A 22,312-nucleotide genomic window follows, 5' to 3' on the forward strand; every position below is an offset into this window, starting at 1 on the left:
GGCAGGCCCGCTCAGCGGCTGGCCTGCTCCACGGCCTCGGCGTAGCGGCCGTAGAAGCTCTGGTCGCGCAGGCCGGACTTGGTCAGCACCCAGGCCGCCAGCAGGTTGCCGCGCGAGAGCATGGGGCTCTTGGGCTGCAGGGCCGAGCTCAGACAGTGGGCCGTGTGCTGGTCCTTGAGCATCTTGGTGTCGTCCTCGTCGTAGCAGGCTTCCCACTGGTAGCGCAGCTTGAGTTCCTGCGGCACGGGGATGGGGCAGGGATCATGGCCCGGATAGGCCTGCCAGGGCACCTGCGCGATGGGGCCGGGCAGGGCCAGCAGGATGCGGTTGTAGACGCGGTGGTTGAGCAGGTCCTCGTTGGGGCCGGCCAGGACCTTGGCGATGACGCGGGCATCGAAGAAGGGCAGGGCGAAGTCGAAGCCCTTCTTGTGCACCGTCTCGAAGTGTCCGATCAGGTGGCGGCGCTGGTCGTTGAGCAGCAGGAACAGGTAGGCGGCCTTGGCCGGCACGCGGTCCCAGCGGCGCAGCTCCGCCGCGACCTCGGTCTGCAGTCGCCGCGCCAACTCGCGGTAGCGCGGGCGCAGCGCGCGCGAGGGCACGCCCCACTTGTTCTTGCGGCACAGCAGGGCGGCGGCCTCGTCGTAGCGGCGCTCGGTGGCCAGCTGGACGATCTGCTCGTCCAGGTAGACATGGCCCAGGCCCACGCTGCCGCCATCGCCCGACCAGATCCGGCGGTCGAAGTTGCGGCCACCGTCCTGCGCCTTCCAGGCGGAGATGGTCTGGATCTGCTTGTTGTCGAAGTTGTCCGGGCCCAGCGGGAACTCGAAATGCTGCGTGCCCAGGGCGGCCGCGGCCATGCGGCCGAAGGTGAGGTCCTGGGTGTCGCTGGGCGCGAAGTTCAGCGTGTTGAGGCGGATGCCGCTGTGGGCCAGGCTGGCGGCGATCAGGCGCGAATCCATGCCCCCGGAGAGGAAGGCCGTCTGCTCCTGCGCCTCGCCCTGGCGGTCCTGCACGGCCTGCAGGAAGGTCTCGTAGAGCTCGGTCTCGTAGGGCTTGCCCGCGTCCAGCGGGGTCAGGTCTTGCCAGTCGTGGTAGGTCTGGCGATGGGCGCCGGCAGCGGTGGCTTCGATCAGCTCGGCGCCGTAGCAGGCGCGGATGCCCAGGTAGCGCGTGCGCTCGGCCAGGGGGAAAGCCATGGAGGCGATCTCGAGCACGCCCTGCGGGTCCGGCTCCAGCACGATCACCTCGCCCATGCCCTGCAGCAGCCAGCGCGCATTGGTGAAGAAATGGATGCCGCGGTGCTGGCCGGTGTAGAGGGTGCGCACGCCCAGCTTGTCGGTGAAGGCGTGGAGGCGGGCGTGCTTCGGGTCCAGGCGCAGGCCGCAGAAGGTGCCGTGGGACTGTTCGAGCAGGCCGCGCAGATCGCCCTGGGCGAAGTGCACCAGGGCCTCCGTCTGCGGCACGCGCTGGCCGCCTTGCTGCAGGATGGGCTCGCCGGCCAGCAGGGCCAGGCTGCCATCCTCCAGACGGTGATGGGAGACCGGGGCCCAGATGCCCAGCTCGTGCCACACGGCGAAGAGCCCGGGGGCCTCGGTGGCCTCGATGGGGGCAGCGCCCAGTTCACGGCGCAGGGCAGCGGAGGCCGCGGCCTTGAGCCGCTGCAGGTCCTCCGGGGTGCCGCCGACGGCCGCAAAGAAAATCGCCATTACGAATCCTTGTTCAAACGGGTGGCCAGCTGCGCCTGCAGCCACTGCCGGAAGGCGCGGTCCACGACGAGCAGCGCCAGCACGTAGCTCAGCACCCCCAGCGAGCCCGGCACCAGCAGCTGCCACAGCGGCTGTGCCGGCACGAGGTGCCTGGCGGCCATCACCACGCCCACCAGGGGCAGGCAGGCCAGCAGGCCGTTGCGGAAGGTGCCCAGGACGGAACGCAGCGGCAAGTCTAGCAAGCGGGCGCTGCGGGGGGAGTTGAGCAGGAAGACCAGGGGCACGCCCACCGTCCAGGCCGCAGCCAGGCCGTTGGCGCCCCACAGCAGGCCGCCAGCGGCAAAGCCCAGGGGCATCACCAGCGCGCCGGTGATCGTGTTCCTGAAGTCGGCGCCCGCATGGCCGGTGGCAATGAGGGCGGTGGCCAGGATGGCACTGCACAGGCGCAGGGGCACGGCCAGCGCGATCAGCTGCAGGGCCGGTGCCGCATCAGCCCATTGCTGCCCGATGACCAGCAGCACCAGCGGCTGGGCCAGCAGGGCCAGCAGGGCGCAGCTGGGCAGGGAGACCAGGTTCAGCGCACGCAGCCCCTTCAGCAGCTCGGGCGGCACGGCCTGCCCGCTGTTCTTGAGCTTGGCGATGGCACTGAAGGCCACCTGGTTGACCACCTGCATGGACTTCTGCAGCGGCAGCGAGGCCAGCGTGAGCGCCACGGAATAGAGGCCCAGGGCCGCCGTGCTCAGCAGCTTGGCGCCGATCAGCACGTCCACCTGGGACATGAACCACCAGGTGAAGCGGCTGGCCGTGAGGTTGCTGCCATAGGACAGCAGGCCGCGCAGCTGCTGGAAGTCGGCATTGGGCCAGACCCGCGTGTGCGAGCGCAGGTGCAGCACCAGGGTCCGCACCAGGGCCCCGGCCAGGTTGCCCAGCAGCAGCGCCCAGACGCCATGGCCGGCATAGGCCAGGCCCAGGGCGCTGAGGCTGGTGACGATGACGGAGGCGATGTCGGCGAAGGCGATGGCCTTGAAGTCCATCTCCCGGCGCAGCACCGATTCCGGCACCGTGCTGAGGGCCGAGATGAGGAAGATCAGCCCGGCCGGCCGCAGCAGCTCCGCCAGGCGCGGATCATTGAAGAAGTGCGCCAGCGGCGCCGCGCCCAGCCACAGCGCCCCGTTGAGCACGGTGGCCACCGCCAGCATGGCGCCGAAAACGGCGCCGCAGGTCCGGCGGTCCAGGGTTTCGCCACGCACCAGGGCCGAGCCAAAGCCGAACTCGTTGAGGTTGGACAGCAGGGTGATGACCATCATGGTCATCGCCATCAGGCCGTAGTCGCTGGTCTGCAGCAGACGCATGACCACGATGGTGGAGCCCCAGCTGAGCAGCTGGCTCATCAGCTTGCCGATGGCGGACCATTTCAGGCCATGGAGGAAGCGATCGCGTATCTGCATCGATGGGATCGGCGCCCGGCCTCAGGCCGGCAGGCGCGACAGCTCCTCGGCCGTGGTGTAGATGGTGAGACCACGCTGCGCATCCTGCTCGAGGTGGCGGTAGAACTCGTCGGCCCGGATCCACCAGGAGCGCGCCGGCCCCACCTGGCCGGGATGCAGGATGCCCGCCTTCAGGTAGCGGTCGTAGAAATGCTGGCGCAGGTCGCCGCGGGACTTGTGGTCGATGCGCCGGCCCTGGAAGGCCGGGTCCAGCGGACGCACCGGCACCGTGATGTCGCGGCCCTGCCAGTCCTTGCAGGGCATCTTGAACGTCTCGGACATGCGCACCGGCAGCGGGAAGCGCTCGTCCATCAGATCTTCGAGCAGGTGATAGAAGGTCACCGGCCCCATGCTGATGCCCAGTCCAAGGATCTTGGCCTTGTGGTGCACACAGCGCTCCCAGGGCGACAGCCGGCCGCACACCGAGGCCGCGAGATGGTGCTGGCCCACGATGTCCTCGGCCAACGGCCCCAGGGCCGAGACCGAATGCGTCGGGTGGATGCTGCGGCGGATGCCGGGCATCTTCAGAAAGGCCGCGGGCAGGGCGCCCAGGTTGGAGCCATGCTCGCGAGGATCGAAGACATAGCCCTGCATCTGGCAGGTGGCGTAGATGGTGCCGCCGGGCAGGTAGTAGGTCGGCACGACCAGGGTGCCGCCAGGGCTGATGGCCTCGTGGATGGCCTCCAGCACCGCCGTGGGGCCGCCCTCCACATAGCCCAGGCTCTTGAGCGAGGAGTGCAGCATCACTGTGTCACCCGGGACGATGCCCATGGCGCGCAGGCCGGCGACGATCTCGGCCTTGCTGGTATGCGGCTGCTCGGCCTTGAGCTCGGCGCTGCGACGCCGGGCGCGCCAGGCGTTCAGCAGGCGCCGCAGCGGCGCCTTGATGCGCTCCTTGAGATCAGGCGCGGCCATCGATGTCCTGCTCCAGCAGATTGGCGTCGATCATGAACTTGGCCGCCCAGTTGAGGTACTCCCACTGGCCGTAGTCGCCGTCCACCGGGAATGAGCCCTTGACGCCACCGCGCTGGTCCTCGAGGCCGTCGATGGCGATGGCGCGGCGCACATAGCGGTTGGCCAGCTTGGCGGCGTCGCGGTACTTCTTCTGGCCGGTCAGCTCGTAGAGCATCAGCCAGCTGTGGGCGATCTGGACCTCGCCGGTCAGGCAGGACCAGTCCACCGCGGCGGACCAGTCGGGCTTCAGGCGGCCGGGGATGAAGCCGTCCGGGCGCAGGGCCGTCATCAGGCCGTCGGCGGTCTTGATGGCGCGGCGCAGGATGTGCTCGTCCTTCGTGAAGCGGTGCGCTTCCATGAAGCCGCGCAGGGCGTAGCCCAGGGTGTGGGTCAGCGGGGTTGCGGGGATGTTGAGGCAGCAGTTGGCCAGCCAGCCATTGGCCTGCTGCTGCGTGAAGGCCCATTCGACCTGCCGCAGCGCGGCCTCGGCATAGCCCTGGTCGCCCACGTGGCGGGCGGCCTCGAACAGGCCCCAGGAAACGTGGGTCTCGTAGGTCTTGTCGCCGCGCTCGGCGAAGGGCGTGGCGTGCTTGCGCCAGCAGCCGTCGGCGTCCAGCGAGTCGCGCAGGAAGGCGGCCGCCTTGTTCATCGGGGCCAGGTAGGGCTCGCCGAAGGCGCCGACGCCCGAGGCCAGGCCGATCAGGATCTGGCCGGTGTTGAAGGTGACGGGCACGCGCGGCGTGGCATTGATCTTGCCGCCCATGAAGCCGCCCTCGGGGAACTGGATGGACACCAGCCAGTCCAGCATGCGGCGGGCGCGCTCAAGGGAGTCGGGGTCCTGGAAGCGCTGGCCGCAGTCGATCATCGTGGAGACGATGTAGCCGGTGGTCTCGGGGTAGGACACGGCCCAGCCAGTCTTGAGGCTGAAGTCGCGGGCCACGCCGCCATCGTGCGAGGCGGACTGGTCCTGGGCGCGCTTGAGCCACTGCAGGGCGGCCTTCACGGCGGCATCGATGCCGGGGTCCTGGGCGGGCAGGCCGCGCGCGTCCCGGGCGGCTTCGGCCTTGGCCTCGGCGGGCAGGCTGGCCTGCTCACGCCAGTTGCGGAGAACCTGTTTGGCTGCGTTCAACATGCGGTGTCACTCCCTCTTGAATCAGATGACGGCGGGATCCTCGGCCGGGTGGGTGCAGGGCATGGCCGGGGCGGCCAGGAAGTCCTGCAGCCACTGCGCGCTGAGGTTCAGCGCGGCGGCCCGGTGCTCGGGATCGGAAAAAGTATGGTCGGCCCCGTCCAGCACCTGCTGGCTGAAGCCGGAGCGGCTGGCCTGCGCGGCCCAGCCGGGCTCGCGCAAGGTCTCGGTGAATTCCTGCGCCGTGAGGTCGGCGCCGGACAGCAGGCACGTCACGCGGCCGTGCTGGTCCAGTATGCGGGCCAGGCCCTCGCGCATGCCGCTGCGGAAATCGCCGGTGTCCTCGGCGGCGGCAACGCTTCGCCCCATGGCGCCCAGGGCCGCGCGCAGGCTGCTCCAGCGCACCTGGCCGCCGAACAGCCGGCGCCAGAAATCGGCGCTGACGAGCCGGGCGGGGTAGTAGTGGCGGGTGCGGGCCTGGGCCAGGCTGCGCTCGCTGCGCACCCACGGGTTGGCCAGCAGCAGGCCGGCCACGCGGGCGTCGCCCCGGCGGGCATGGAGCAGGGCGGCCGAGGCCCCATCGCACAGGCCCCACAGCAGCACGCGCTCCACGCTCGAGCAGGCCCGCTGGAGGGCGGCGATGGCGGCGTCGATCTCGGGGTCCAGCTGCTCGAAGCCGACGGCCTCGCCGGGTGCATCACCCATGCCGCGGTGGTCGAAACGCAGGACCGCCGCGCCCTGCCCGGCCAGATGGCGGGCCAGGCTGACGAAGAAGCGGTGGGCGCCCACACGGTACTGCGGGCCGCCGACCAGCACGATCACGCCCAGGCGCGGCGAGCCGCCCTGGGGCAGGCTCAGGATGCCGGGCAGACGCAGGCCTTCGCAGCAAACCGGGCAGACCTGCTCGATCACGGCGGAGCGGGCGCTCATGCGAAGGCCTCTTCGGCGCACAGGGCGCGCAGGCTGCCTTCGATGAGGCCCTGGCTGAGGGTCACTTCCTGGCTGGCCCAGAATTGCGGGCCCTGCACGCAGATGGTGCTGGGCTGGTAGCCGGCGGTGCGCCAGGCTTCGATGTGCTGGCGGCTGGCGGGCCCGAGGGTCTGCGTGGCCGCGCTGGCCATCTCGCACCACACCAGGCGGGCGCCGGCCACGCCGCCGGGCGGCTTCAGCTGGGTCGCGGCCAGGGGCAGGGCCAGCTCGGGGCGGACCACATAGCCTGCGGCATGCAGAGCCTGGCCGGCCTGCAGGGCCTGGCGCATGGCGGTGGTGTCGGCGTAGCTGCGCACGGTGCGGCTCATGTCGGCGGCCAGGCGCAGGCGAAGGAACTGCTGCAAAACCTGCTCGCCGCTGGGCTGGGGCTGCCACATCAGCCAGTGACAGGCGAGCTGGCGGGCTTGAGCGAAATCGCTGGCCAGCAGGGCGCCGCTGCGCAGGCTCCACAGCCACAGCGGGCTGTCCGGCTCGCCTTCCTGGCGCAGCCGCTGCAGGGCCAGGTCCAGGTCGTCCAGCCAGGTCTGCCAGCGGGCTTCGCCGTGCTCGCCGGCGCTGTCACCGCAGCCGAAGAGATCGGGCCACAGCACGGTGAAGCCGGCCTGGCGCAGGGCATCGGCGCCCAGGGCGAGCATGCGGCGGCTGCGGTTGAGCTCCTCCAGCCAGGGCGGGACCAGCAGCACCAGGCCGCGGGCAGGGGTGCCGGCGGCGGGCTTGAAGAGGCTCAGGTAGCGCAGGCTGCCGTCACGGCTCTCCAGGAAGAAGGCTGTGGCGGCGTCCATGTTCGGTGCGGGGGCGGACAGGCTGGCCCGGCCTCAGGCCGCCAGCTTGGCCTCGACGAAGCGGGTCAGGGCGCCCACAGTCGCGAAGGTCTGGCCGTCGATCTCGTCGTCGCCGATGCTGATGCCCAGCTGTTCCTCCAGCGCGGTGATCAGGCTCACCACGGCCATGGAGTCCAGTTCGGGCAGGGCGCCCAGCAGGGGCGTCTGCGCATCGAACTGCGCGGCGCGGCCCTGGAGGCCGAGCGTTTCGTCGAGGAGGCGGAGCACGTGAGAGGCTGGGGACATGGGACGACCGGAAAAGGAAAAGGGCGCCTGGGCAGGGCCAGGCGCCGGAGAGGGTGCCGGGGAAGGCGGCCGAATCTTACCCGGGGGCGCTGTCCAGATCCCGGGGGGCGGGCCCCCTCATCCCAAGGGAGGCGGCCCGCGGCGCAGGCCTCCCGCGAGTGCTGGGCCGCCCCCGGACTCGGGGACAATCGCCGCATCATGCAAGAGACTGCCGCCCCAGCCCCTGCCAACACCCCCGGCCAGCCGGGCTTTCGCACGCCCCGGCTGCTCGCCGACCTCGTCCACCACCAGGCGCTGTGCCGGCCCGCGGCCGTGGCCCTGGGCGGGGAGGGCGGCAGCCTGGATTACGGCAGCCTGTCACAACAGTTACACCTGATGGGGGGCTGGCTGGCCGCCCGGGGCGTGTCTCGCGGGGAGCGGGTGGCGGTCTACCTGGACAAGCGCCAGGAGTTCGTCATCGCCTGCTTCGGTGCGGGCGGGGTGGGGGCGGTGTTCGTGCCGGTCAATCCGGTGCTGAAGGCCGAGCAGGTGGCACACATCCTGCGGGACTGCGATGTGCGCGTGCTGGTCACCGCCGGGGCGCGTCTGCAGTCCCTGGCCGAGGTGTTGCCGGACTGCCCGGCCCTGCGCGAGGTGCTGCTGGTCGATGCGCCGCCCGCGGGGCTGGTCCTGCCGCCCGCGCTGCGCCTGCACGATTGGACCGAGCTGCAGGGGGCGCAACCGCAGGAGGCCGTCGCGCCCGTGCTGGACAGCGACATGGCCGCCATCCTCTACACCTCCGGCAGCACCGGCAAGCCCAAGGGCGTGGTGCTGTCCCACCGCAATCTGGTGCTGGGCGCGCAGAGCGTGGCGCAGTACCTGGGCAATCATGCGGGCGATGTGCTGCTGGCGGCGCTGCCCCTGTCCTTCGATGCCGGCTTCAGCCAGCTGACGACGGGCTTTCTGGTGGGCGCCAAGGTGGTGCTGCTGAACTACCTGATGCCGCGGGACGTGCTGAAGGCGCTGGACCGGGAGGGCATCACCGGCCTCACCGCCGTGCCGCCGCTGTACATCCAGCTGACCCAGTTGGCCTGGCCCGAGGGCGCGGGCCGCAGCCTGCGCTACTTCGCCAATACGGGCGGCCGCATGCCGCGCGAGACCCTGGACCGCCTGCGCGAACGCCTGCCGCAGGCCGCGCCCTTCCTGATGTACGGCCTCACCGAGGCCTTCCGCTCGACCTATCTGCCGCCCGCCGAGGTGGACCGCCGGCCCGATTCCATCGGCCAGGCCATCCCCAATGCAGAGATCCTGGTGCTGCGCGAGGACGGCAGCCTCTGCGATCCCGAGGAGCCCGGCGAGCTGGTGCACCGGGGGCCCCTGGTCGGCCTGGGCTACTGGAACGACGCCGAAAAGACCGCCGAGCGCTACAAGCCCCTGCCCGCAGGCGTGGGCGGGCGCGAGGCCGGCCTGCAGCTGCCCGAGTACGCCGTGTTCTCCGGCGACACCGTGCGGCGCGATGCCGAGGGCTTTCTCTACTTCATCGGCCGGCGCGACGAGATGATCAAGACCTCCGGCTACCGCGTCAGCCCGGTGGAGGTGGAGGAGTTGCTGTACCGCTCCGGCCTGGTGGGCGAATGCGCCGCTTACGGCCTGCCGCACGAGCAGCTGGGTCAGTGCATCGAGGTGGTGTTCTGCCCGCCCGAGGGCGCTGAGGCTGATCCAGCGGCGCTGCTGGCCTTCTGCAAGAAGCACATGCCGGCCTATCTGGTGCCGGCGCGCCTGCTGCCCGTGAGCGGCCCGCTGCCGCGCAATCCCAATGGCAAGATCGACCGCAAGCGCCTGCAGCAGCAGGCCGGGTCGGCCGAGGCGTGATCGCGCCGTTCTCATCCCTTCCTGCCCTTCGCCTTCATGGACACACCCTCCGCCGCCACCCCCGCCCGTGCCCTGCCGGTGCATGCGCCGATGCACCAGTTCCCGGTCCGGGGCCATGAGCTCATCGTCGGGGGACGGCCGCTGAGCGAGCTGGCGGCCTCGCTCGGCCAGACGCCTTTCTACGTCTACGAGCGATCCCTTCTGCAAGCCCGCGTGGCTGCGCTGCGCGAGGCCTTGCCGGCGGGCCTTCACCTTCATTACGCGATGAAGGCCAACCCCCTGCCGGCCCTGGTGGCCTGCATGGTGGGCCTGGTGGACGGCATCGACGTGGCCTCCGCCGGCGAGATGCAGGTGGCGCTGGCCCAGGGGGCGGATCCGCGGCACATGAGCTTTGCGGGGCCAGGCAAGCGGGCGCAGGAGCTGCAGGCCGCGGTGGCGGCGGGCGTGCTGGTCAACGTGGAGTCCTTCCGCGAGCTGCCGCTGCTGGCGCAGGCCGCGCAGGACCTGGGCCGACCGGCGCGCGTGGCCGTGCGCGTGAACCCGGACTTCGAACTCAAGGGCTCGGGCATGCGCATGGGCGGCGGACCCAGGCAGTTCGGGGTCGATGCCGAGGAAGTGCCGCGCCTGCTGGCCGAGATCGGCCGCCTGGGGCTGCAGTTCGAGGGCTTCCATCTCTTCGCGGGCTCGCAGAACCTGCGTGCCGAGGCGATCTGCGAGGCTCAGCGCCTGAGCTACCAGCTGGCCCTGCGCCTGGCCGCTGACGCGCCTGCGCCCGTGCGCCACCTCAACCTGGGCGGTGGCTTCGGCATTCCCTATTTCCCCGGCGAGCAGCCGCTGGACCTGGGCCCCGTGGCCGCCAACCTGGCCGAGCTGCAGGCCAGGGCAGGGCGCGAGATGCCCGAGGCGCACCTGGTGCTGGAGCTCGGGCGCTATCTGGTGGGCGAGGCGGGGCTCTATGTGGCCCGCGTGCTGGACCGCAAGGTGTCACGGGGTCAGGTCTTTCTCGTGACCGATGGCGGCCTGCACCACCACCTGGCTGCATCCGGCAACTTCGGGCAGGTGATCCGCAAGAACTACCCCGTGGCCATCGGCAACCGCATGGGCGAACCGGCCACCGAGTCCGTCCATGTGGTGGGCCCGCTGTGCACGCCGCTGGACCTGCTGGCCGAACGCATGATGCTGCCGGTGGCCCAGGAGGGGGACCTGGTGGTGGTCTACCAGTCGGGGGCCTATGGGGCCAGCGCGAGCCCGCAGGGCTTCCTCGGGCATCCGGGCTGCCTGGAAGTGCTGGTCTGAGCTGAAGAACGGCAGGATCGCACGGAGCCGGCGACCCCGCGGCCTGGCGCAGGAAGGGCTGCGGCCTACCATGGCAAGCCCTGCTTGTCCTGTCCCAGGTCGCGAAACTTGGCTGTTGAACCGCTCATCACGACTGCGCCCGTGCCCGTCTGCAAGAGCGGCCGGCCTGCTGCCCGGCTTGTCGCTGCGGGCCTGAGCCTGCTGCTGGCCGGCCTGGCGGTGTCGCAGGTGCAGGCCCAAGTGCTGGCCCAGGTGCCCTCCCAAGGGCCTTCCCAAGTGCGGGCTGCGCTCACTTTCGAGCAGGTGCGTGCGCTGCCGGCGCCGCCAGCGGTCTATGCCGACGAACCCTCGCTGGAGGCCCGGCTGCGCTGGCTGCAGACGCGCCTGGCAGGATCGCTCGACGCCCCGGAGCGCTACCGCAGTCAGCGCCTGCTGTTCAGCGAGTACTACTTCGCCAACCGTCACGCCGAGGCGGCTTCCCTGTGCCGCCAGCATCCGCCGCTGGCGGAAGATCTCCTGTTCCGGGCGCACTGCATCCTCGCCACGAAGTCCGGCCCGCAGGATCAGCTGCCGCAGCTGCTGTTGCTGACCCAGGAAGCGCGCAGCCGCCGCAATCCCGGCATGGAGGCGCTGCTGCTGCAGGAGATCGCCTGGCGGCAGTCGGAGCTCGGGGACATCGGCGGCGCCTTCGAGAATCTGGAGGCCGCGCTGGCGGCGGCGCCGGTCAGCGATGTGGGGCTGCTGACCGACCTGATGATGAACACGGCGACCAGCTACATCGTCAATGGAGACGAGGGCTATGTCCGCAAGGGCATCGCGCTGCTGGCCAGCAACCGCGAGCGCCTGGCGCGGATGCTGGAGGAGCCCACGGGCGACATCGACAAGGCCGTGCTGCGCGAAAGCATGCAGCTCACCGAGTTCAACCGCGGCATCGCCTATGCGCTGCATCTGGGCGACTATGCCAACGCCCTTCAGCACTTCGATCGGGTGCTGGCCGAGCCCAATCCCTATACCGAGGATGCGCTGGCCTTCGCCGCGCTGGCTGCGGCCGAGTTGCGCCAGAACGAGCGCGCCCGTGCCTACCTGGCGCGCGCCGGTCGGGAGGGCACCGGCAACGCTGCTCCCGCCGTGCGGCAGTACCTGAGCTGCTACCGGCAGCTGGCCGGCCGCCGCCTGCAGCCCGGGCATGCCTTGAGCGACTGCCTGAGCCTGCACCCTGACACCGCCACCGAGGTGCAGCTGGACGTCTACAAGCGCCTGTCCCATATCGACGATCCCGCGATCGCACTCGCCGGACTGAAGGGCCTGCGCACCCTGTTCCTCGAGAAGCTGGAGCCCCAGCTGCGCCGCCGCGGTTCCACGGCGGCCTCCAATGCCGAGCTGCGCCGGCTGCAGCGCGAGTCGGAGTTCAAGAGCCTGGTCCTCGAGCAGCAGCAGGCGCTGCAGCGCGAGCGCGATGCCACCGCAGCCCAGCGCCAGACCACCTTCATCGCGCTGTCCTTGCTGCTGCTGGCCGTGCTGCTGCTGATCGGCCTGAGCTGGCGTTCGAAGAAGAGGCTGGCCGAGCAGTTCGAGCGCATGAGCCTGGTCGACACGCTGACCCAGCTGGGCAATCGTCGCTTCCTGGAGCAGCAGGTCGGGCGCGAGCTGGCCTCCCTGGAGCGGGCGCGGCACCGGCACCCGGAGGCGGCGCTGGGCCTCTATCTCTTTGATGTCGACCACTTCAAGTCTGTCAACGACCGCTTCGGCCATGGCGTGGGGGACGAGGTGCTGGTCGAGCTGGCACGGCGCCTCCAGGCCGTGACGCGAGACACGGACCTGCTGGTGCGCTGGGGCGGCGAGGAGTTCCTGCTGGTCGCCCGGCTCGACACCGCCCAGCACGGCTCCCAGCTCGCCACGCGCATCCTGGAGGCCATCAACGGCAGCCCCTTTGCGCTCCAGCGCGGCGACGCGCTGCCTGTCACTTGCACCGTCGGGGCGGTATGTCTGCCCTTCATGCCCGGCAGTGATCCTGGCCTGTGGCCCGAGCTGGTCGAGCTGGCCGACCTCGCGCTCTACGAGGGCAAGCGCGCCGGCCGCAACCGCTGGGTGATGCTGTCGAACCAGGGGCTGGCAACGCCGGAGTCCTTGAGGCAGGCGCTGCAGCAGCCCCTGGCGCAGTCGCTGGAGGCCGGGCTGCTGGGCCTGCGCAGTTCGGCAGAGCCGGGCGATTGACCGACGCGCGGCCTAGAGTGCCGGCAGCAGGTCCTGGGTCAGCAGCTTGAAGGTGTGGAGGTGGGGCTGCCGCTCGTTGAAGTTGGTCGTGGTGATCACGATCACGGCGCGCTTCTCGGGCAGGAGGAAGACCGCGTTGCCGCCGTTGCCCGCCATCGTGGGCGCCGTGAGGGTCGAGGCGCCGAAGGGGATCTTCATCAGCCACCACAAGTAGCCGTAGTCGGCATCCTCGCGCGCCACAGCCTGCGGGGCCAGCGAGCGTCGGACCCAGTCCGCGGGGATGAGCTGCTGGCCCCCGGCCCGTCCGCCATCCAGGTAGAGCTGGCCGAGCTTCCAGAGGTCGCGAGTGCGCAGGCCCAGCCCGCCCCCGGCCTGGGCGAGCCCCAGCGGCGAGTGCTGCCACTCGGGGGCGTGAATGCCCAGGGGATCGAACAGGCGGCGCTGGGCGTAGGCGTCGAGCGGTTCCCGCACGGCGCTCTGGATGACGTCCCCCAGCGTGGTCACGCCGGCGGTGCAATAGCGGAAGCTGCGGCCGTGCGGCGAGTCCGCCGGCTTGGGCATCCAGGCGGGGAAGCCCTGCACCGGCAGGTCCGCATAGAACTGCACCCAGTCCTCGACGAGGTACATGCGCTCCTCATTGCCGCGGGAGAACTGGTTGTCGTCGTTGCACTCGACCAGCGAGGACATCGTCAACAGGTCCTCGACGCTGATCGCCAGCTTGCGTGGATCCGGATGCTGCATCCGGGCGCGACGCTGCGCCGGCAGCAGGTCAAAGATTCGCGAGCTGCCGCTCATGCGGCCGTCCGCGACGGCCAGGCCCGCCAGCATGCCGGCTACCGTCTTGGTGGCCGAGCGGGTGTTGCGGCGCGCTTCGGTGCCCTCGGCGTCGAAGTAGTGCTCGTACACCACCTGGCCCTCCTGGGCGACCAGGATGCTGGTGATGGCCTTGTAGCGGCCCTGTTCGACGTTCTTCTGGGCCTGCTCGAAGCGGGCGGGCGGGGCCGTCTGCGCCGTGGCAGCGTCGGTGGCAGCGGTGAGCGAGGCCACAGCGAGGGTGAAGCAGAGTAGGGTGCGATGCATGAGGGGTCCTTGTGTGCCCTGATGCTATCGGCGCCGCAGACGGGCATCTTGTACATGGGAAACCTCGGCGCGGCTGAGTGCGAGCTGCCGGAACGCCCCCGGCGTGATGCCGAACTCCGCCACGAAGCAGCGGTGCAGATGGCTTTCGTCGAAGAAGCCGAGCTCCGTGGCGACGAAGCTCAAGGGGCGACGTCGCACGATGAGCGACACCGCCCTGTGCAGCCGCAGCCTGCGCAGATAGTCGCTGGGGGCGATGCCATGGCGCTTGCGGAAGGCTCGTGCCAGGTAGACCGGGTGCAGATCGGCGATCGAGGCGAGCTCCTCCAGCGTGGGGACGGGCAGGCCGTCGGCTTCCAGGCGGTCCAGGACACGCTGGAGCTTGTCGCCGACCTTTGGCAGAGGCCGCGGCAGCGCGTCCGCCACCAGTTCGGTGACGATGGTCTCGATGGCGAGCGGGGATGCCGGCTCCCAGCGCCGGACCTCGGGCAGCAGCGACAGCGCGCATGACAGCGAGCGCCGCGGCAGCCGGCGCGGCTCATCGCCGATCGAGCGGCCATCGCTCAGGCGCTCCAGCACGGCGGCGGGCATCGTCACCGTCAGGAACAGGCCGTCGTGAGAGCGAAAGCGGTCGCGATGCTCGGTGCCGGGCGGATTCAGGATGACGGCAGGCCCGGTGCACAGGGCGGGCATGCCGGCCGCATCACTGACGTAAGTCCCTGCCAGCAGCAGCACCAGGTGCATGTCCGCATGCTGGTGCTGGTGAATCTCGTGCTCAGGGACGGTGGGGCGCAGCAGCGCGACGGCGAGTTCGGCGGTGGCCTGCTGGTGCAGCGCGGCGCCCTTGACGCCGAGGCCAGTCAGGGCTGGCGCCTGCGACGGCATCGTGGAAGGCGATGAAAGCATGCGGGGTGTGTCTGTGCGTCACCCCCGGGGTCCATCGTGAGGGCGACGCGAGTATGACCTGCTTGCGGCTGAGCACGGCGTGCCGACCCTATCGGCCCCACGTGTCCCCAATTTGGCCCCCGTGCCCCGGAAACGAAAAACGGGCCCAGAGGGCCCGTTCTTGCGTGGTTCTTGGCGGAGAGGGCGTCCGCCATTCGCCATTTCCATGAGTCTTCGCCGGATGGCAGCAATGCTCATACACAATTGCAAATCAACAGCTTAGCGGCGCTTGGCGGCACCATCGGTTCTCCAAAGGTCCACCGCATCTCAGATTTCAATTGTGGGTACACCCGTGGGTACAAGAACATCTTCCGCAAGAGACAGAAAGCGAATCTCTGCCGTCAGCCTGCCCAAATTGTTCAGGACCCCTGGCTACCACCATGACGGTGGGGGGCTCTATCTCCAGGTTACGGCGACCGGCGGGCGGTCATGGGTGTTCCGCTACATGCTGAACAAGCGTAGTCGTGAAATGGGTCTGGGCTCGGCCGACAACTGGGACCTCACGTCAATCCGGCAACGTGCAGATGAGCTGCGGCGCTTGCTGGACCAGGGCATAGATCCCATCGAGCAGCGCAATGCCGAACGCCGTGCCTTGGCGCAGAAGCAGGAGACGAGTAGGACCTTCAAGCAATGCGCCGAGCTGTTCCACGAGAAGAACGCCGCAGCATGGAAGAACGCCAAGCATTCAGCACAGTTCCTCAGCACACTGGAGACCTACGCCTATCCCACGTTTGGGGAATGGCCGGTCTCTGAGATAACGGGCGATGCCGTCGTCAAGGCAGTGCTGCCGATCTGGACGACCAAGCACGAGACTGCCACGCGAGTGCTTCAGCGGATCAAGAAAGTGCTGGTGTGGTCTGCTGCAGCCAGGCATCGTGAGCCACTTCCTTCCGACTTCTGGGACTTCGTGCAGACGCATCTGCCAGCTGTCAAAGTTGAGGAAAAGCACCACGAGGCGTGCCCCTACGCAGAGGCTGGCGCATTGCTGGTTCGCGTCAGGGACAGCAGTGCGAGTGACATCGTGAAGCTTGCATTCCTGTTCACCGTGTTGACGGCGGCCCGTTCAGGCGAGACACGGGGAGCCATGTGGGATGAGATCCACCTGGACAACAAAGTGTGGGTCATTCCAGCAGAACGAATGAAGGCAGGGCGGGTGCACCGAGTGCCCTTGAGCCCCAGCGCGGTGGCGATTCTCAAGCGGGCACGCGAGCTCTCCAGCAACGAGATGCTGGTCTTTCCAAGTCCTCGCGGCCTCAAGCTCAGCGACATGGTGTTCACGCAGCTGCTGCGGCGCCTGGAGGCTGGTTGCACCATGCATGGCTTCCGGTCGACGTTCCGTGACTGGGCTGCAGAACAGACCAACTATGCGGCGCAGGTCTGTGAGACGGCGTTGGCACACGTCAATGAAGATCAGGTGGAGGCTGCGTATCTGCGTTCAGACCAGTTTGAAAGGCGTCGTGGGCTGATGGCGGATTGGGCGAAGTTCTTGGAAGACTCCGCAATTCGAGGCTGACTGTGCCCACCTAGTCGAGCGTCGGTCGTTGCATACCGACCTGAAGGCGCCGAAACGGCACGCAGCGTGCGCAAGCCCTGGCGCCGCGTGGAGCGATAGGTTGGCACATGCTAAGTTTCCGGCTTGGCGAACGGGCCTGCTGGACGTGCATCTGCGCCGATTGCTTCCTAGCCTTCCGTCAGGACGCCCCTGTTGCGCTTGCTTCTGTGTTTTGCTTGGTCAGCTGAACTTTTGGATCTTGGTATCCCGGCGCGATCGTCGCGTTGGGCGATCCATAAAGTGACAACGGATCTTGTAGCCAAAGCATGTACTCAAGACCTCGGAGGTGATGGTCGGGAGAACAGTCCACGTTCCAACGTCTGAGCATATAACCAACGTTGGCTGAGCGGACTCTGACCGTCAGCACGCCATCGCGCATCGGATAGTCCATGAGAACGATCTCAGGGCGAGGGTGGTTCGGATGAGGAACTAGCTTCAGCTCGATGATTCGACTCCACTGAACATCTTGGTCGGCACGCTCTTCGCGGCCGACAGGGCTGGTTTCGAGAACCTCGACACCTTCCATCCGCGTAGGGACGAAGTCGGTGAAGTGCTGCTTCAGGCGGTCGAAAGCTCGAACATGCCAGCGGACTCCGTTATCTACAAGTGCGAGAGGAACTAGCTCTCGACGAGTCGCGCCACTGCTCACCGAGTGATAGGTCAAAGAGACGGCTTTGCCTCGGTGAATCGCACGTGTGATTGGGGCAAGAACATCCACTGAGGGAGCACTGAGCGTGGAGGGGAACTCGCAGGGGATGACTTGCGAACCCTTCTCCTCTTCGATCTGGCTGAATCCTTGAGAGAGCGTCGCAAGTGCGCGTAGAGGCGGATGGTCAAACAGTGGTTTGAACTTAGGGCTGGGCCGATAGAGCTTGCCTGCGCTGTCGAACTCAAGGTTGTCCGGGGCAAGGGCGCGATACATAGCGATGTCTCGCGTGACGCCAGCTGGGGCTGTCTCAAACTTGGAGATGACGTCTGCTCGCCGGAGCTCCCCAAGGAACAGTAGTGTGAAATCGATGTGAGACAGCCGCTCCCGTTGAGCTCGGGTCAGAACCTCGAGAGACGGGGATGGTTTGGGGCTGGAATGGGCGTCCATGTATAGATGATACCTAAGGCGCCACTTCATCTGATCCCAGAATTACGATCATCTAATCAAATTTAGCATGACTAGTGATATATGATTGCCTATCATGGCATCGCAATGATGCTTCCTGGTGAGCTCGAATGGAGGGTGGTGGCGGTGGAATGGGTTGCTGACTACTTCTATCAGCGGGGGCGTTTGCTCGGTGCGGGGCGCTTTTTGATTCACCTGGCGGTGTATTGGTGCCTCGTAGGTGCCGTCGGCCAAGTCATCACCGCCGTCCCGGCCGGTCTGCAGCAGGGGACACCGCAGACGCTGGCCAAAGTGCTGCCAGAAGTGCCAACTTGGTGGGGTCCTGAACACCCGTTGGCATTCGTTTTGGTCCTTGCCATAGGGATGCTGGGTTTCTTCCTTTCCCTCATAGGCAAGCGTCTGGACCGCTACCAGAGTGCGTAGGGCGTTTGCGTAATCATCTACCTTGAATCTCAGAAGAACTGATGTCGAACCAATCCGAAACTCCCAAGGGCATCCAACGTGTCGTCAAGCTGCCTGAAAGAGGTCTGGCAGACCTGTGGAAGTCAATTGTTGTTGACGAAGGCATCAAGTCGCGCCTTGTTTCCCAGGCGATAGTGAACTTCACGGTCCGTTCAAAGGTTAGTCGGACGGTGCTGCCGTTGCATGGCGCCATCCTGCTCGTGGGGCAGCCCGGGACGGGCAAGACATCGCTGGCCCGCGGGCTGGCAAATGAAGTAGCGACGCTGATGTCGAAGGCCGGCTTCCACTTGCTGGAGGTTGACCCTCACGCGCTCGGCAGTGCAATGATGGGTAAGACCCAAAAGGCCGTTTCTGAACTGTTCTCTCAGACGGTGGCAGAGGCGGCTGGGCGCGGGCCGGTCATTGTGTTACTGGACGAAGTGGAGACCCTGGCGGTGGACCGCTCCAAGCTGAGTATGGACGCCAACCCGGTCGACGTGATGCGAGCCACCGACGCGGTCCTCGTGCAGTTGGACGCCCTGGCGGAGCAGTTCAGCAACATCCTGTTTATTGCAACCAGCAACTTCCCGCAGGCGGTCGATGCCGCCTTCACGTCGCGCTGCGACCTGGTGCTCGAGGTTCCGCTTCCCAACCGCGATGCCTGTGAGCAGATCCTGACCGAGTGCCTGACGGCCTTGGGGCAGACCTTCCAGGGGATCGAGAAGCTGCCGATGGAAAAGGGCTTCAAGGCCGTGGTCGAGCAAGCCGTCGGCCTTGACGGTCGGACGCTGCGCAAGGTCGTGGCCAACGCGCTGGCTTTTCGCAAAGAGGTAGCGGTCGAGCCTACGAAGTTGACTCTGGCGGATCTTGCTGAGTCGCTGGTCATGGCCCAGGCCGTGCGCCGGAAGGGCAACCAATGAGCACAGCAACCGTCGTGAAGCGCGTCGTGCGCGGTTCACCGCACCGGGATTCAGTCGAGACTTGGGAATTCATCGTCGACCTGCTGACCCAGGGGAAGTCGGGCGTCAAGCGTGACGAACTGCTTTCGGTCTCAGGCATGGCCAGCTCCATCCTTACTGAGATGGCACCTCAAGACGCAGCCATCGTGGTCACCTGCGATGGTCCGCGAACGCGCATCTACTGCCTCTACGACGAGGATGCGATTGATGGCAGCGACGCCAAAGAGGACGCGCTAGGTCACGACCCTCTCCAGGGCGATTGGGCTATCTCGCTGCCATGCCTCACGGAAGACCTCGCGTGGGTCGAACGCTCCCTTAGAGCAATTAGTACGCGCATCACGGTTCGGGACATGGCCTCCAAGCTTGGCGACTCCGACTCGTCCGAGGACACCAGGAAGGCGTCTGCTGACTTCTCCTTTGACACCAGCGAGTTCCTGAAATCATGAGCGCCGTTGCCGTCTATTCCTATTCGCACTCGGTGAGCTATGTCACTGACAACATCCTGAAGACCTTCAAGGATGTACTGGTGCAGACCGGTCTGGATCCTCAAAAGCTAGCCGGGGACCACAAGGTGCTGCACGCCGGCATCAAGCGCTGGATCGATACCGAGCACCTCGAATTCGTCACCCTGGAAATTTACCACCCGAAGACGGACGCGCTTATCACGCGCTGGGATGTTGCCGTGTCGTACGCCTGGTCTTCTGATGCGGGCAGCTTCTGGGTCGACACCGAAGGCTTGCGCTACGCAATCAAGAAGCTTGGATTGTCGCCATCAGAAGCGCTCTACCGCGTCTTGGTGAAGAACAAGGCGGGCCGGCCCGACGTGGAAGGCTGGTCTGCAACTCAGTTCAGGTCGACCGATGGCATGGTCCGTCAATGCATTGGTACTGGCGTCGAGCACAGCGGCCTGAGCGCAAGCACGAGTTACTGGAGGACGAAATGACCCTATCCATTGATGAAGCCTTCCGCAAGTTCAAAAGCCGCCTGGAGCTGAATCAGAAAGAGCAGGACAACGCCTCGGCGAAGCACAAGGAGGTGCGGGAGTACCTGCACACCAAGTTCGACATTGAGGGCGACTTCCTCACTGGCTCCTATGCCCGCTACACAAAGACGAAGCCGCTCAAGGACATCGACATCTTCTTTCCCATGAAGGAGTCAGAGAAGGCGTACCGCGAGAAGGCAGCCAGTGTTGTCCTTGACGACTACAAGGCTGCGCTCGTTGAGAAGTACGGAGAGAAGGCCGTCCGTCGCCAGAGCCGCTCCATCAACGTCGACTTCGGCGTTGAAGTCAAAGAGGATGACAAGACTGACTACAAGGTGCTAAGCATCGACGTCGTTCCTGCCTTCAAGAGCGGTGACGACTATGAAATCCCGGACGGCGACACCGGCAAGTGGATCAAGACCAATCCGAAGATTCACGCGCAGAAGGCGGTGGACGCGCACCAAGCCTACTCCAATGAGTGGAAGGGGTTAGTGCGCATGGTCAAGTACTGGAACAACAACCCCAAGCACGGTGAGAAGCCCGTGAAGCCATCGTTCCTCATTGAGGTGATGGCGCTTGAATGCCTGCATGGCGGCTGGGGAGGGCAGTTCGACCGAGAGATTCAGTCTTTCTTCGCAACGCTCGCCGGCCGCATCGGAGAGACTTGGGCCGACCCGGCTCAGCTTGGCCCACCCATCAGCGGCTCTATGGATGCTGCTCGGGTTGAGCGTGCCCAAAAGCTGCTGACGGCTGCTGCTCGGGAAGCTGACCATGCGATCCACCTTGTCCGTCAAGGTAAGAACGGCGAAGCGCTGCGGGCTTGGCGAGACTTGTTCGGTCCAATGTTCCCGCTCAGCTGAACTTTCAAGCACCAAGAAGGCAACAGAACAGATGACGCAGGCGGTCAACACACTACGGTACGGGCAAGCGTTCCAGGCGCGGATTTTCTGGACTTACGCGGTGCAGCTTCTGAAGGCATCCCCGACAGTCCGTCGCGTCGGCTTCGAGTCGGGGCCTCAGGGCTTCGACGACGTCTGGGTGGAGTACGAGCCCGGCCGCGGCCTGATCGACCGGTTTGGCCGTCGACTTCAAGTTGAACGTTTTCAGTGCAAGTGGCACGTTGCCAACGGAACGTTTACGCACGTAGACCTGACCTTGCCGGCGTATTCGGGCGCTACGACTACGTCCCTCCTGCAGCGAGCGCGTGATGCCTTTTTGAGCGACCAGGCGAAAGGTCAGGAGTCACGGATCCGCCTGATGACCAACCACAGGATTCACACGGACGACGTGCTTTACAAGGTCGTCGAGCAGCAGCACCACATGCTGAAGATCGAGGAGTTCTTCCAGGGGGTTAGAAGGAATAGCCAGTATTGGCAGGCGCGTGAGGTCTGGCGTAGCCATCTGGGAATGGACGATGATGCGCTGCGCCCCTTCGTAGAGCGTCTGGCTTTGACGTCGGTGTCCGAGTCACTGGACGATTTCCGGCAGAAGATGGATACCGCGCTCCATGCGTATGGCTTGCAGCCCAGTGATTCAGGCGTCAGCTCAACGCACTACGACCAGCTGCCATACGACTGGCTTGCGCAGGGCAGGAACCAATTTGACGCCAAGTCCTTCCGCGAGGCCTGCAGTGACGAGATGCTTTTCGCCGACCAAGCGCCTCAACCGGTCAAGGTCTTTGGCGTCAAGTCCTTCGAGCATGGTTTTGACCGCCTTGAGGCACGGTGCGACGACGTTCTGAACCTGCTGCGTCACTTTGAAGACCGGTTCATTCGGCCAGAGTTCAAGTGGGATACAGATCTACTGCCACAGCTGGACTCGTTTGTCCGCCATGCTGCGCAGGGCGAATCTCGTCTGCGCTTGGCGATGGACGCTCACACCACGCTAGCGTTCGCCGCTGGCGTCGTGCTTGATACCAAGTCAGGAAAGACCGTCGAACTGCAGCAGCGTACTCGCGGTGGCTACGCCATCTGGGCGGCGGATGACACCCCCGTTGATTCCAGCTGGCCTGCCTGGCAATTGACTGACGTGGATCTGGAAACGGGGGGTGCTGATATCGCAGTGGCCGTGTCCATTGCGCGCCCTTGCGAGCAGGATGTTCGCAGATTCATTGCCAGTAAATCGGGCGTCGGGCGGCTGGTTGTCGCCAACTTGGCCAGCGGCGCCTCACAGGTGTCGGTGCTCAATGGGGCCCATGCTGACCAGTTGGCGGACCGCCTAGCAAATCACTTGAAGGACGTCAGGACGCGTACAAGTGGATTCGAGCGTCCGCGCTTGCACCTGTTTCTCTCCAGCCCATATGCCTTCGCGTTCTTCTTGGGGCGACACCTCAAGGTCTTGAAGCCAGTTACTCTTTACGAGTTTGACTTCGACACAGAGCGCGGCGGCAGCTACGAGGCTTCACTCTCCATCCCGGCAATCATCTGGAATACGAAGGGACTTCCCACCTTCAGGCAACGGCGTCAAAGCGCCAAGATTGGTGGTGTCGATCATCAATCTGCAGCCATGTTGAAAGGGGAAGTCCATGGACAAGAATACCCAAGTTCCA

Annotated in this window: 20 protein-coding genes; 10 read left to right on the forward strand and 10 right to left on the reverse strand. The window is 66.6% G+C overall.

Annotated features, from left to right (window positions below; genetic code table 11):
• Positions 1-11 precede the first annotated feature (11 nt).
• From ABDJ40_RS23695 to ABDJ40_RS23725, 7 genes are read right to left on the reverse strand one after another with little or no spacing between them, the layout of a single operon-like run.
• A complete protein-coding gene (locus ABDJ40_RS23695; RefSeq protein WP_347613460.1) occupies positions 12-1,706 on the reverse strand; it encodes an asparagine synthase-related protein in 1,695 nt (564 codons plus the stop codon).
• Positions 1,706-3,154 carry a lipopolysaccharide biosynthesis protein gene (locus ABDJ40_RS23700; protein WP_347613461.1) on the reverse strand — a complete coding sequence of 483 codons (1,449 nt, stop codon included), beginning with the start codon at positions 3,152-3,154 and terminating at the stop codon, positions 1,706-1,708. The genes ABDJ40_RS23695 and ABDJ40_RS23700 overlap by 1 nt, the downstream gene beginning before the upstream one ends.
• Before the next feature lie 21 nt (positions 3,155-3,175).
• Positions 3,176-4,108 (reverse strand): AAC(3) family N-acetyltransferase, encoded by a 933-nt coding sequence (locus ABDJ40_RS23705; RefSeq protein WP_347613462.1) that lies wholly within the window; start codon positions 4,106-4,108, stop codon positions 3,176-3,178.
• On the reverse strand, positions 4,095-5,279 hold the full coding sequence (locus ABDJ40_RS23710) for a hypothetical protein (protein WP_347613463.1): 1,185 nt from the start codon (positions 5,277-5,279) through the stop codon (positions 4,095-4,097). The genes ABDJ40_RS23705 and ABDJ40_RS23710 overlap by 14 nt, the downstream gene beginning before the upstream one ends.
• 21 nt (positions 5,280-5,300) lie before the next feature.
• A complete protein-coding gene (locus ABDJ40_RS23715; RefSeq protein ID WP_347613465.1) occupies positions 5,301-6,206 on the reverse strand; it encodes a hydrolase 1, exosortase A system-associated in 906 nt (301 codons plus the stop codon).
• Positions 6,203-7,048: a hydrolase 2, exosortase A system-associated gene (locus ABDJ40_RS23720; RefSeq protein ID WP_347613467.1), complete on the reverse strand. Its 846-nt coding sequence runs from the start codon at positions 7,046-7,048 to the stop codon at positions 6,203-6,205. Before ABDJ40_RS23720 ends, ABDJ40_RS23715 begins: the two co-directional genes overlap by 4 nt.
• A gap of 33 nt (positions 7,049-7,081) precedes the next feature.
• Positions 7,082-7,315, reverse strand: coding sequence for an acyl carrier protein (locus ABDJ40_RS23725; RefSeq protein ID WP_430765677.1), 234 nt, complete (start codon positions 7,313-7,315; stop codon positions 7,082-7,084).
• A gap of 216 nt (positions 7,316-7,531) precedes the next feature.
• On the opposite strand from ABDJ40_RS23725, the gene ABDJ40_RS23730 reads away from it, so the two are divergent.
• The 3 genes from ABDJ40_RS23730 to ABDJ40_RS23740 all read left to right on the forward strand — a co-directional run bounded on the left by ABDJ40_RS23730 (position 7,532) and on the right by ABDJ40_RS23740 (position 12,694).
• On the forward strand, positions 7,532-9,184 hold the full coding sequence (locus ABDJ40_RS23730; protein ID WP_347613470.1) for an acyl-CoA ligase (AMP-forming), exosortase A system-associated: 1,653 nt from the start codon (positions 7,532-7,534) through the stop codon (positions 9,182-9,184).
• Positions 9,185-9,220: 36 nt separating this feature from the next.
• A complete protein-coding gene (locus tag ABDJ40_RS23735; protein ID WP_347613471.1) occupies positions 9,221-10,480 on the forward strand; it encodes a pyridoxal-dependent decarboxylase, exosortase A system-associated in 1,260 nt (419 codons plus the stop codon).
• Between the two features lie 141 nt (positions 10,481-10,621).
• The gene (locus ABDJ40_RS23740; RefSeq protein ID WP_347613472.1) at positions 10,622-12,694 is read left to right on the forward strand and encodes a GGDEF domain-containing protein; all 2,073 of its coding nucleotides are present in this window, start codon (positions 10,622-10,624) and stop codon (positions 12,692-12,694) included.
• A gap of 12 nt (positions 12,695-12,706) precedes the next feature.
• On the opposite strand, the gene ABDJ40_RS23745 is transcribed toward ABDJ40_RS23740, so the two are convergent.
• Both ABDJ40_RS23745 and ABDJ40_RS23750 read right to left on the reverse strand, forming a co-directional pair.
• Positions 12,707-13,774: a serine hydrolase domain-containing protein gene (locus ABDJ40_RS23745; protein ID WP_347613474.1), complete on the reverse strand. Its 1,068-nt coding sequence runs from the start codon at positions 13,772-13,774 to the stop codon at positions 12,707-12,709.
• A gap of 24 nt (positions 13,775-13,798) precedes the next feature.
• Positions 13,799-14,677: a helix-turn-helix domain-containing protein gene (locus ABDJ40_RS23750; RefSeq protein ID WP_347613477.1), complete on the reverse strand. Its 879-nt coding sequence runs from the start codon at positions 14,675-14,677 to the stop codon at positions 13,799-13,801.
• 331 nt (positions 14,678-15,008) lie between these two features.
• Here ABDJ40_RS23750 and ABDJ40_RS23755 point away from each other — a divergent pair, with 331 nt between their 5' ends.
• Complete coding sequence (locus ABDJ40_RS23755; protein WP_347613478.1) at positions 15,009-16,229, forward strand: tyrosine-type recombinase/integrase; 1,221 nt, start codon at positions 15,009-15,011, stop codon at positions 16,227-16,229.
• Positions 16,230-16,407: 178 nt separating this feature from the next.
• Here the strand turns inward: ABDJ40_RS23755 and ABDJ40_RS23760 are convergent, their stop codons facing one another.
• Positions 16,408-17,364, reverse strand: a complete 957-nt coding sequence (locus tag ABDJ40_RS23760; RefSeq protein WP_347613480.1) for a WYL domain-containing protein — start codon at positions 17,362-17,364, stop codon at positions 16,408-16,410.
• An 81-nt stretch (positions 17,365-17,445) separates the two neighbouring features.
• On the opposite strand from ABDJ40_RS23760, the gene ABDJ40_RS23765 reads away from it, so the two are divergent.
• The 6 genes from ABDJ40_RS23765 to ABDJ40_RS23790 form a co-directional block, all read left to right on the forward strand.
• A complete protein-coding gene (locus ABDJ40_RS23765; RefSeq protein ID WP_347613482.1) occupies positions 17,446-17,805 on the forward strand; it encodes a hypothetical protein in 360 nt (119 codons plus the stop codon).
• Between the two features lie 41 nt (positions 17,806-17,846).
• On the forward strand, positions 17,847-18,743 hold the full coding sequence (locus tag ABDJ40_RS23770; protein WP_347613485.1) for an AAA family ATPase: 897 nt from the start codon (positions 17,847-17,849) through the stop codon (positions 18,741-18,743).
• Positions 18,740-19,228: a hypothetical protein gene (locus tag ABDJ40_RS23775; RefSeq protein ID WP_347613487.1), complete on the forward strand. Its 489-nt coding sequence runs from the start codon at positions 18,740-18,742 to the stop codon at positions 19,226-19,228. The genes ABDJ40_RS23770 and ABDJ40_RS23775 overlap by 4 nt, the downstream gene beginning before the upstream one ends.
• Positions 19,225-19,725, forward strand: a complete 501-nt coding sequence (locus tag ABDJ40_RS23780) for an HORMA domain containing protein (protein ID WP_347613489.1) — start codon at positions 19,225-19,227, stop codon at positions 19,723-19,725. The genes ABDJ40_RS23775 and ABDJ40_RS23780 overlap by 4 nt, the downstream gene beginning before the upstream one ends.
• Positions 19,722-20,624 (forward strand): CBASS oligonucleotide cyclase, encoded by a 903-nt coding sequence (locus ABDJ40_RS23785; protein WP_347613491.1) that lies wholly within the window; start codon positions 19,722-19,724, stop codon positions 20,622-20,624. The genes ABDJ40_RS23780 and ABDJ40_RS23785 overlap by 4 nt, the downstream gene beginning before the upstream one ends.
• The coding region (locus ABDJ40_RS23790) for an SAVED domain-containing protein (protein WP_347613493.1) at positions 20,536-22,312 on the forward strand (1,777 nt) is incomplete at its 3' end. The genes ABDJ40_RS23785 and ABDJ40_RS23790, both read left to right, overlap by 89 nt.

Source organism: Roseateles flavus (assembly GCF_039872765.1).
GTDB lineage: Bacteria > Pseudomonadota > Gammaproteobacteria > Burkholderiales > Burkholderiaceae_C > Roseateles_B > Roseateles_B flavus.

Excerpts from the sequence above, each read along its gene's own strand:
- ABDJ40_RS23735 (WP_347613471.1), top strand. The coding sequence starts at position 9,221 with ATGGACACACCCTCCGCCGCCACCCCCGCCCGTGCCCTGCCGGTGCAT.
- ABDJ40_RS23700 (WP_347613461.1), bottom strand. The coding sequence starts at position 3,154 with ATGCAGATACGCGATCGCTTCCTCCATGGCCTGAAATGGTCCGCCATC.
- ABDJ40_RS23780 (WP_347613489.1), top strand. The coding sequence starts at position 19,225 with ATGAGCGCCGTTGCCGTCTATTCCTATTCGCACTCGGTGAGCTATGTC.
- ABDJ40_RS23785 (WP_347613491.1), top strand. The coding sequence starts at position 19,722 with ATGACCCTATCCATTGATGAAGCCTTCCGCAAGTTCAAAAGCCGCCTG.
- ABDJ40_RS23710 (WP_347613463.1), bottom strand. The coding sequence starts at position 5,279 with ATGTTGAACGCAGCCAAACAGGTTCTCCGCAACTGGCGTGAGCAGGCC.
- ABDJ40_RS23750 (WP_347613477.1), bottom strand. The coding sequence starts at position 14,677 with ATGCTTTCATCGCCTTCCACGATGCCGTCGCAGGCGCCAGCCCTGACT.
- ABDJ40_RS23705 (WP_347613462.1), bottom strand. The coding sequence starts at position 4,108 with ATGGCCGCGCCTGATCTCAAGGAGCGCATCAAGGCGCCGCTGCGGCGC.
- ABDJ40_RS23695 (WP_347613460.1), bottom strand. The coding sequence starts at position 1,706 with ATGGCGATTTTCTTTGCGGCCGTCGGCGGCACCCCGGAGGACCTGCAG.
- ABDJ40_RS23765 (WP_347613482.1), top strand. The coding sequence starts at position 17,446 with ATGATTGCCTATCATGGCATCGCAATGATGCTTCCTGGTGAGCTCGAA.
- ABDJ40_RS23730 (WP_347613470.1), top strand. The coding sequence starts at position 7,532 with ATGCAAGAGACTGCCGCCCCAGCCCCTGCCAACACCCCCGGCCAGCCG.
- ABDJ40_RS23745 (WP_347613474.1), bottom strand. The coding sequence starts at position 13,774 with ATGCATCGCACCCTACTCTGCTTCACCCTCGCTGTGGCCTCGCTCACC.
- ABDJ40_RS23720 (WP_347613467.1), bottom strand. The coding sequence starts at position 7,048 with ATGGACGCCGCCACAGCCTTCTTCCTGGAGAGCCGTGACGGCAGCCTG.
- ABDJ40_RS23775 (WP_347613487.1), top strand. The coding sequence starts at position 18,740 with ATGAGCACAGCAACCGTCGTGAAGCGCGTCGTGCGCGGTTCACCGCAC.
- ABDJ40_RS23715 (WP_347613465.1), bottom strand. The coding sequence starts at position 6,206 with ATGAGCGCCCGCTCCGCCGTGATCGAGCAGGTCTGCCCGGTTTGCTGC.
- ABDJ40_RS23770 (WP_347613485.1), top strand. The coding sequence starts at position 17,847 with ATGTCGAACCAATCCGAAACTCCCAAGGGCATCCAACGTGTCGTCAAG.
- ABDJ40_RS23760 (WP_347613480.1), bottom strand. The coding sequence starts at position 17,364 with ATGGACGCCCATTCCAGCCCCAAACCATCCCCGTCTCTCGAGGTTCTG.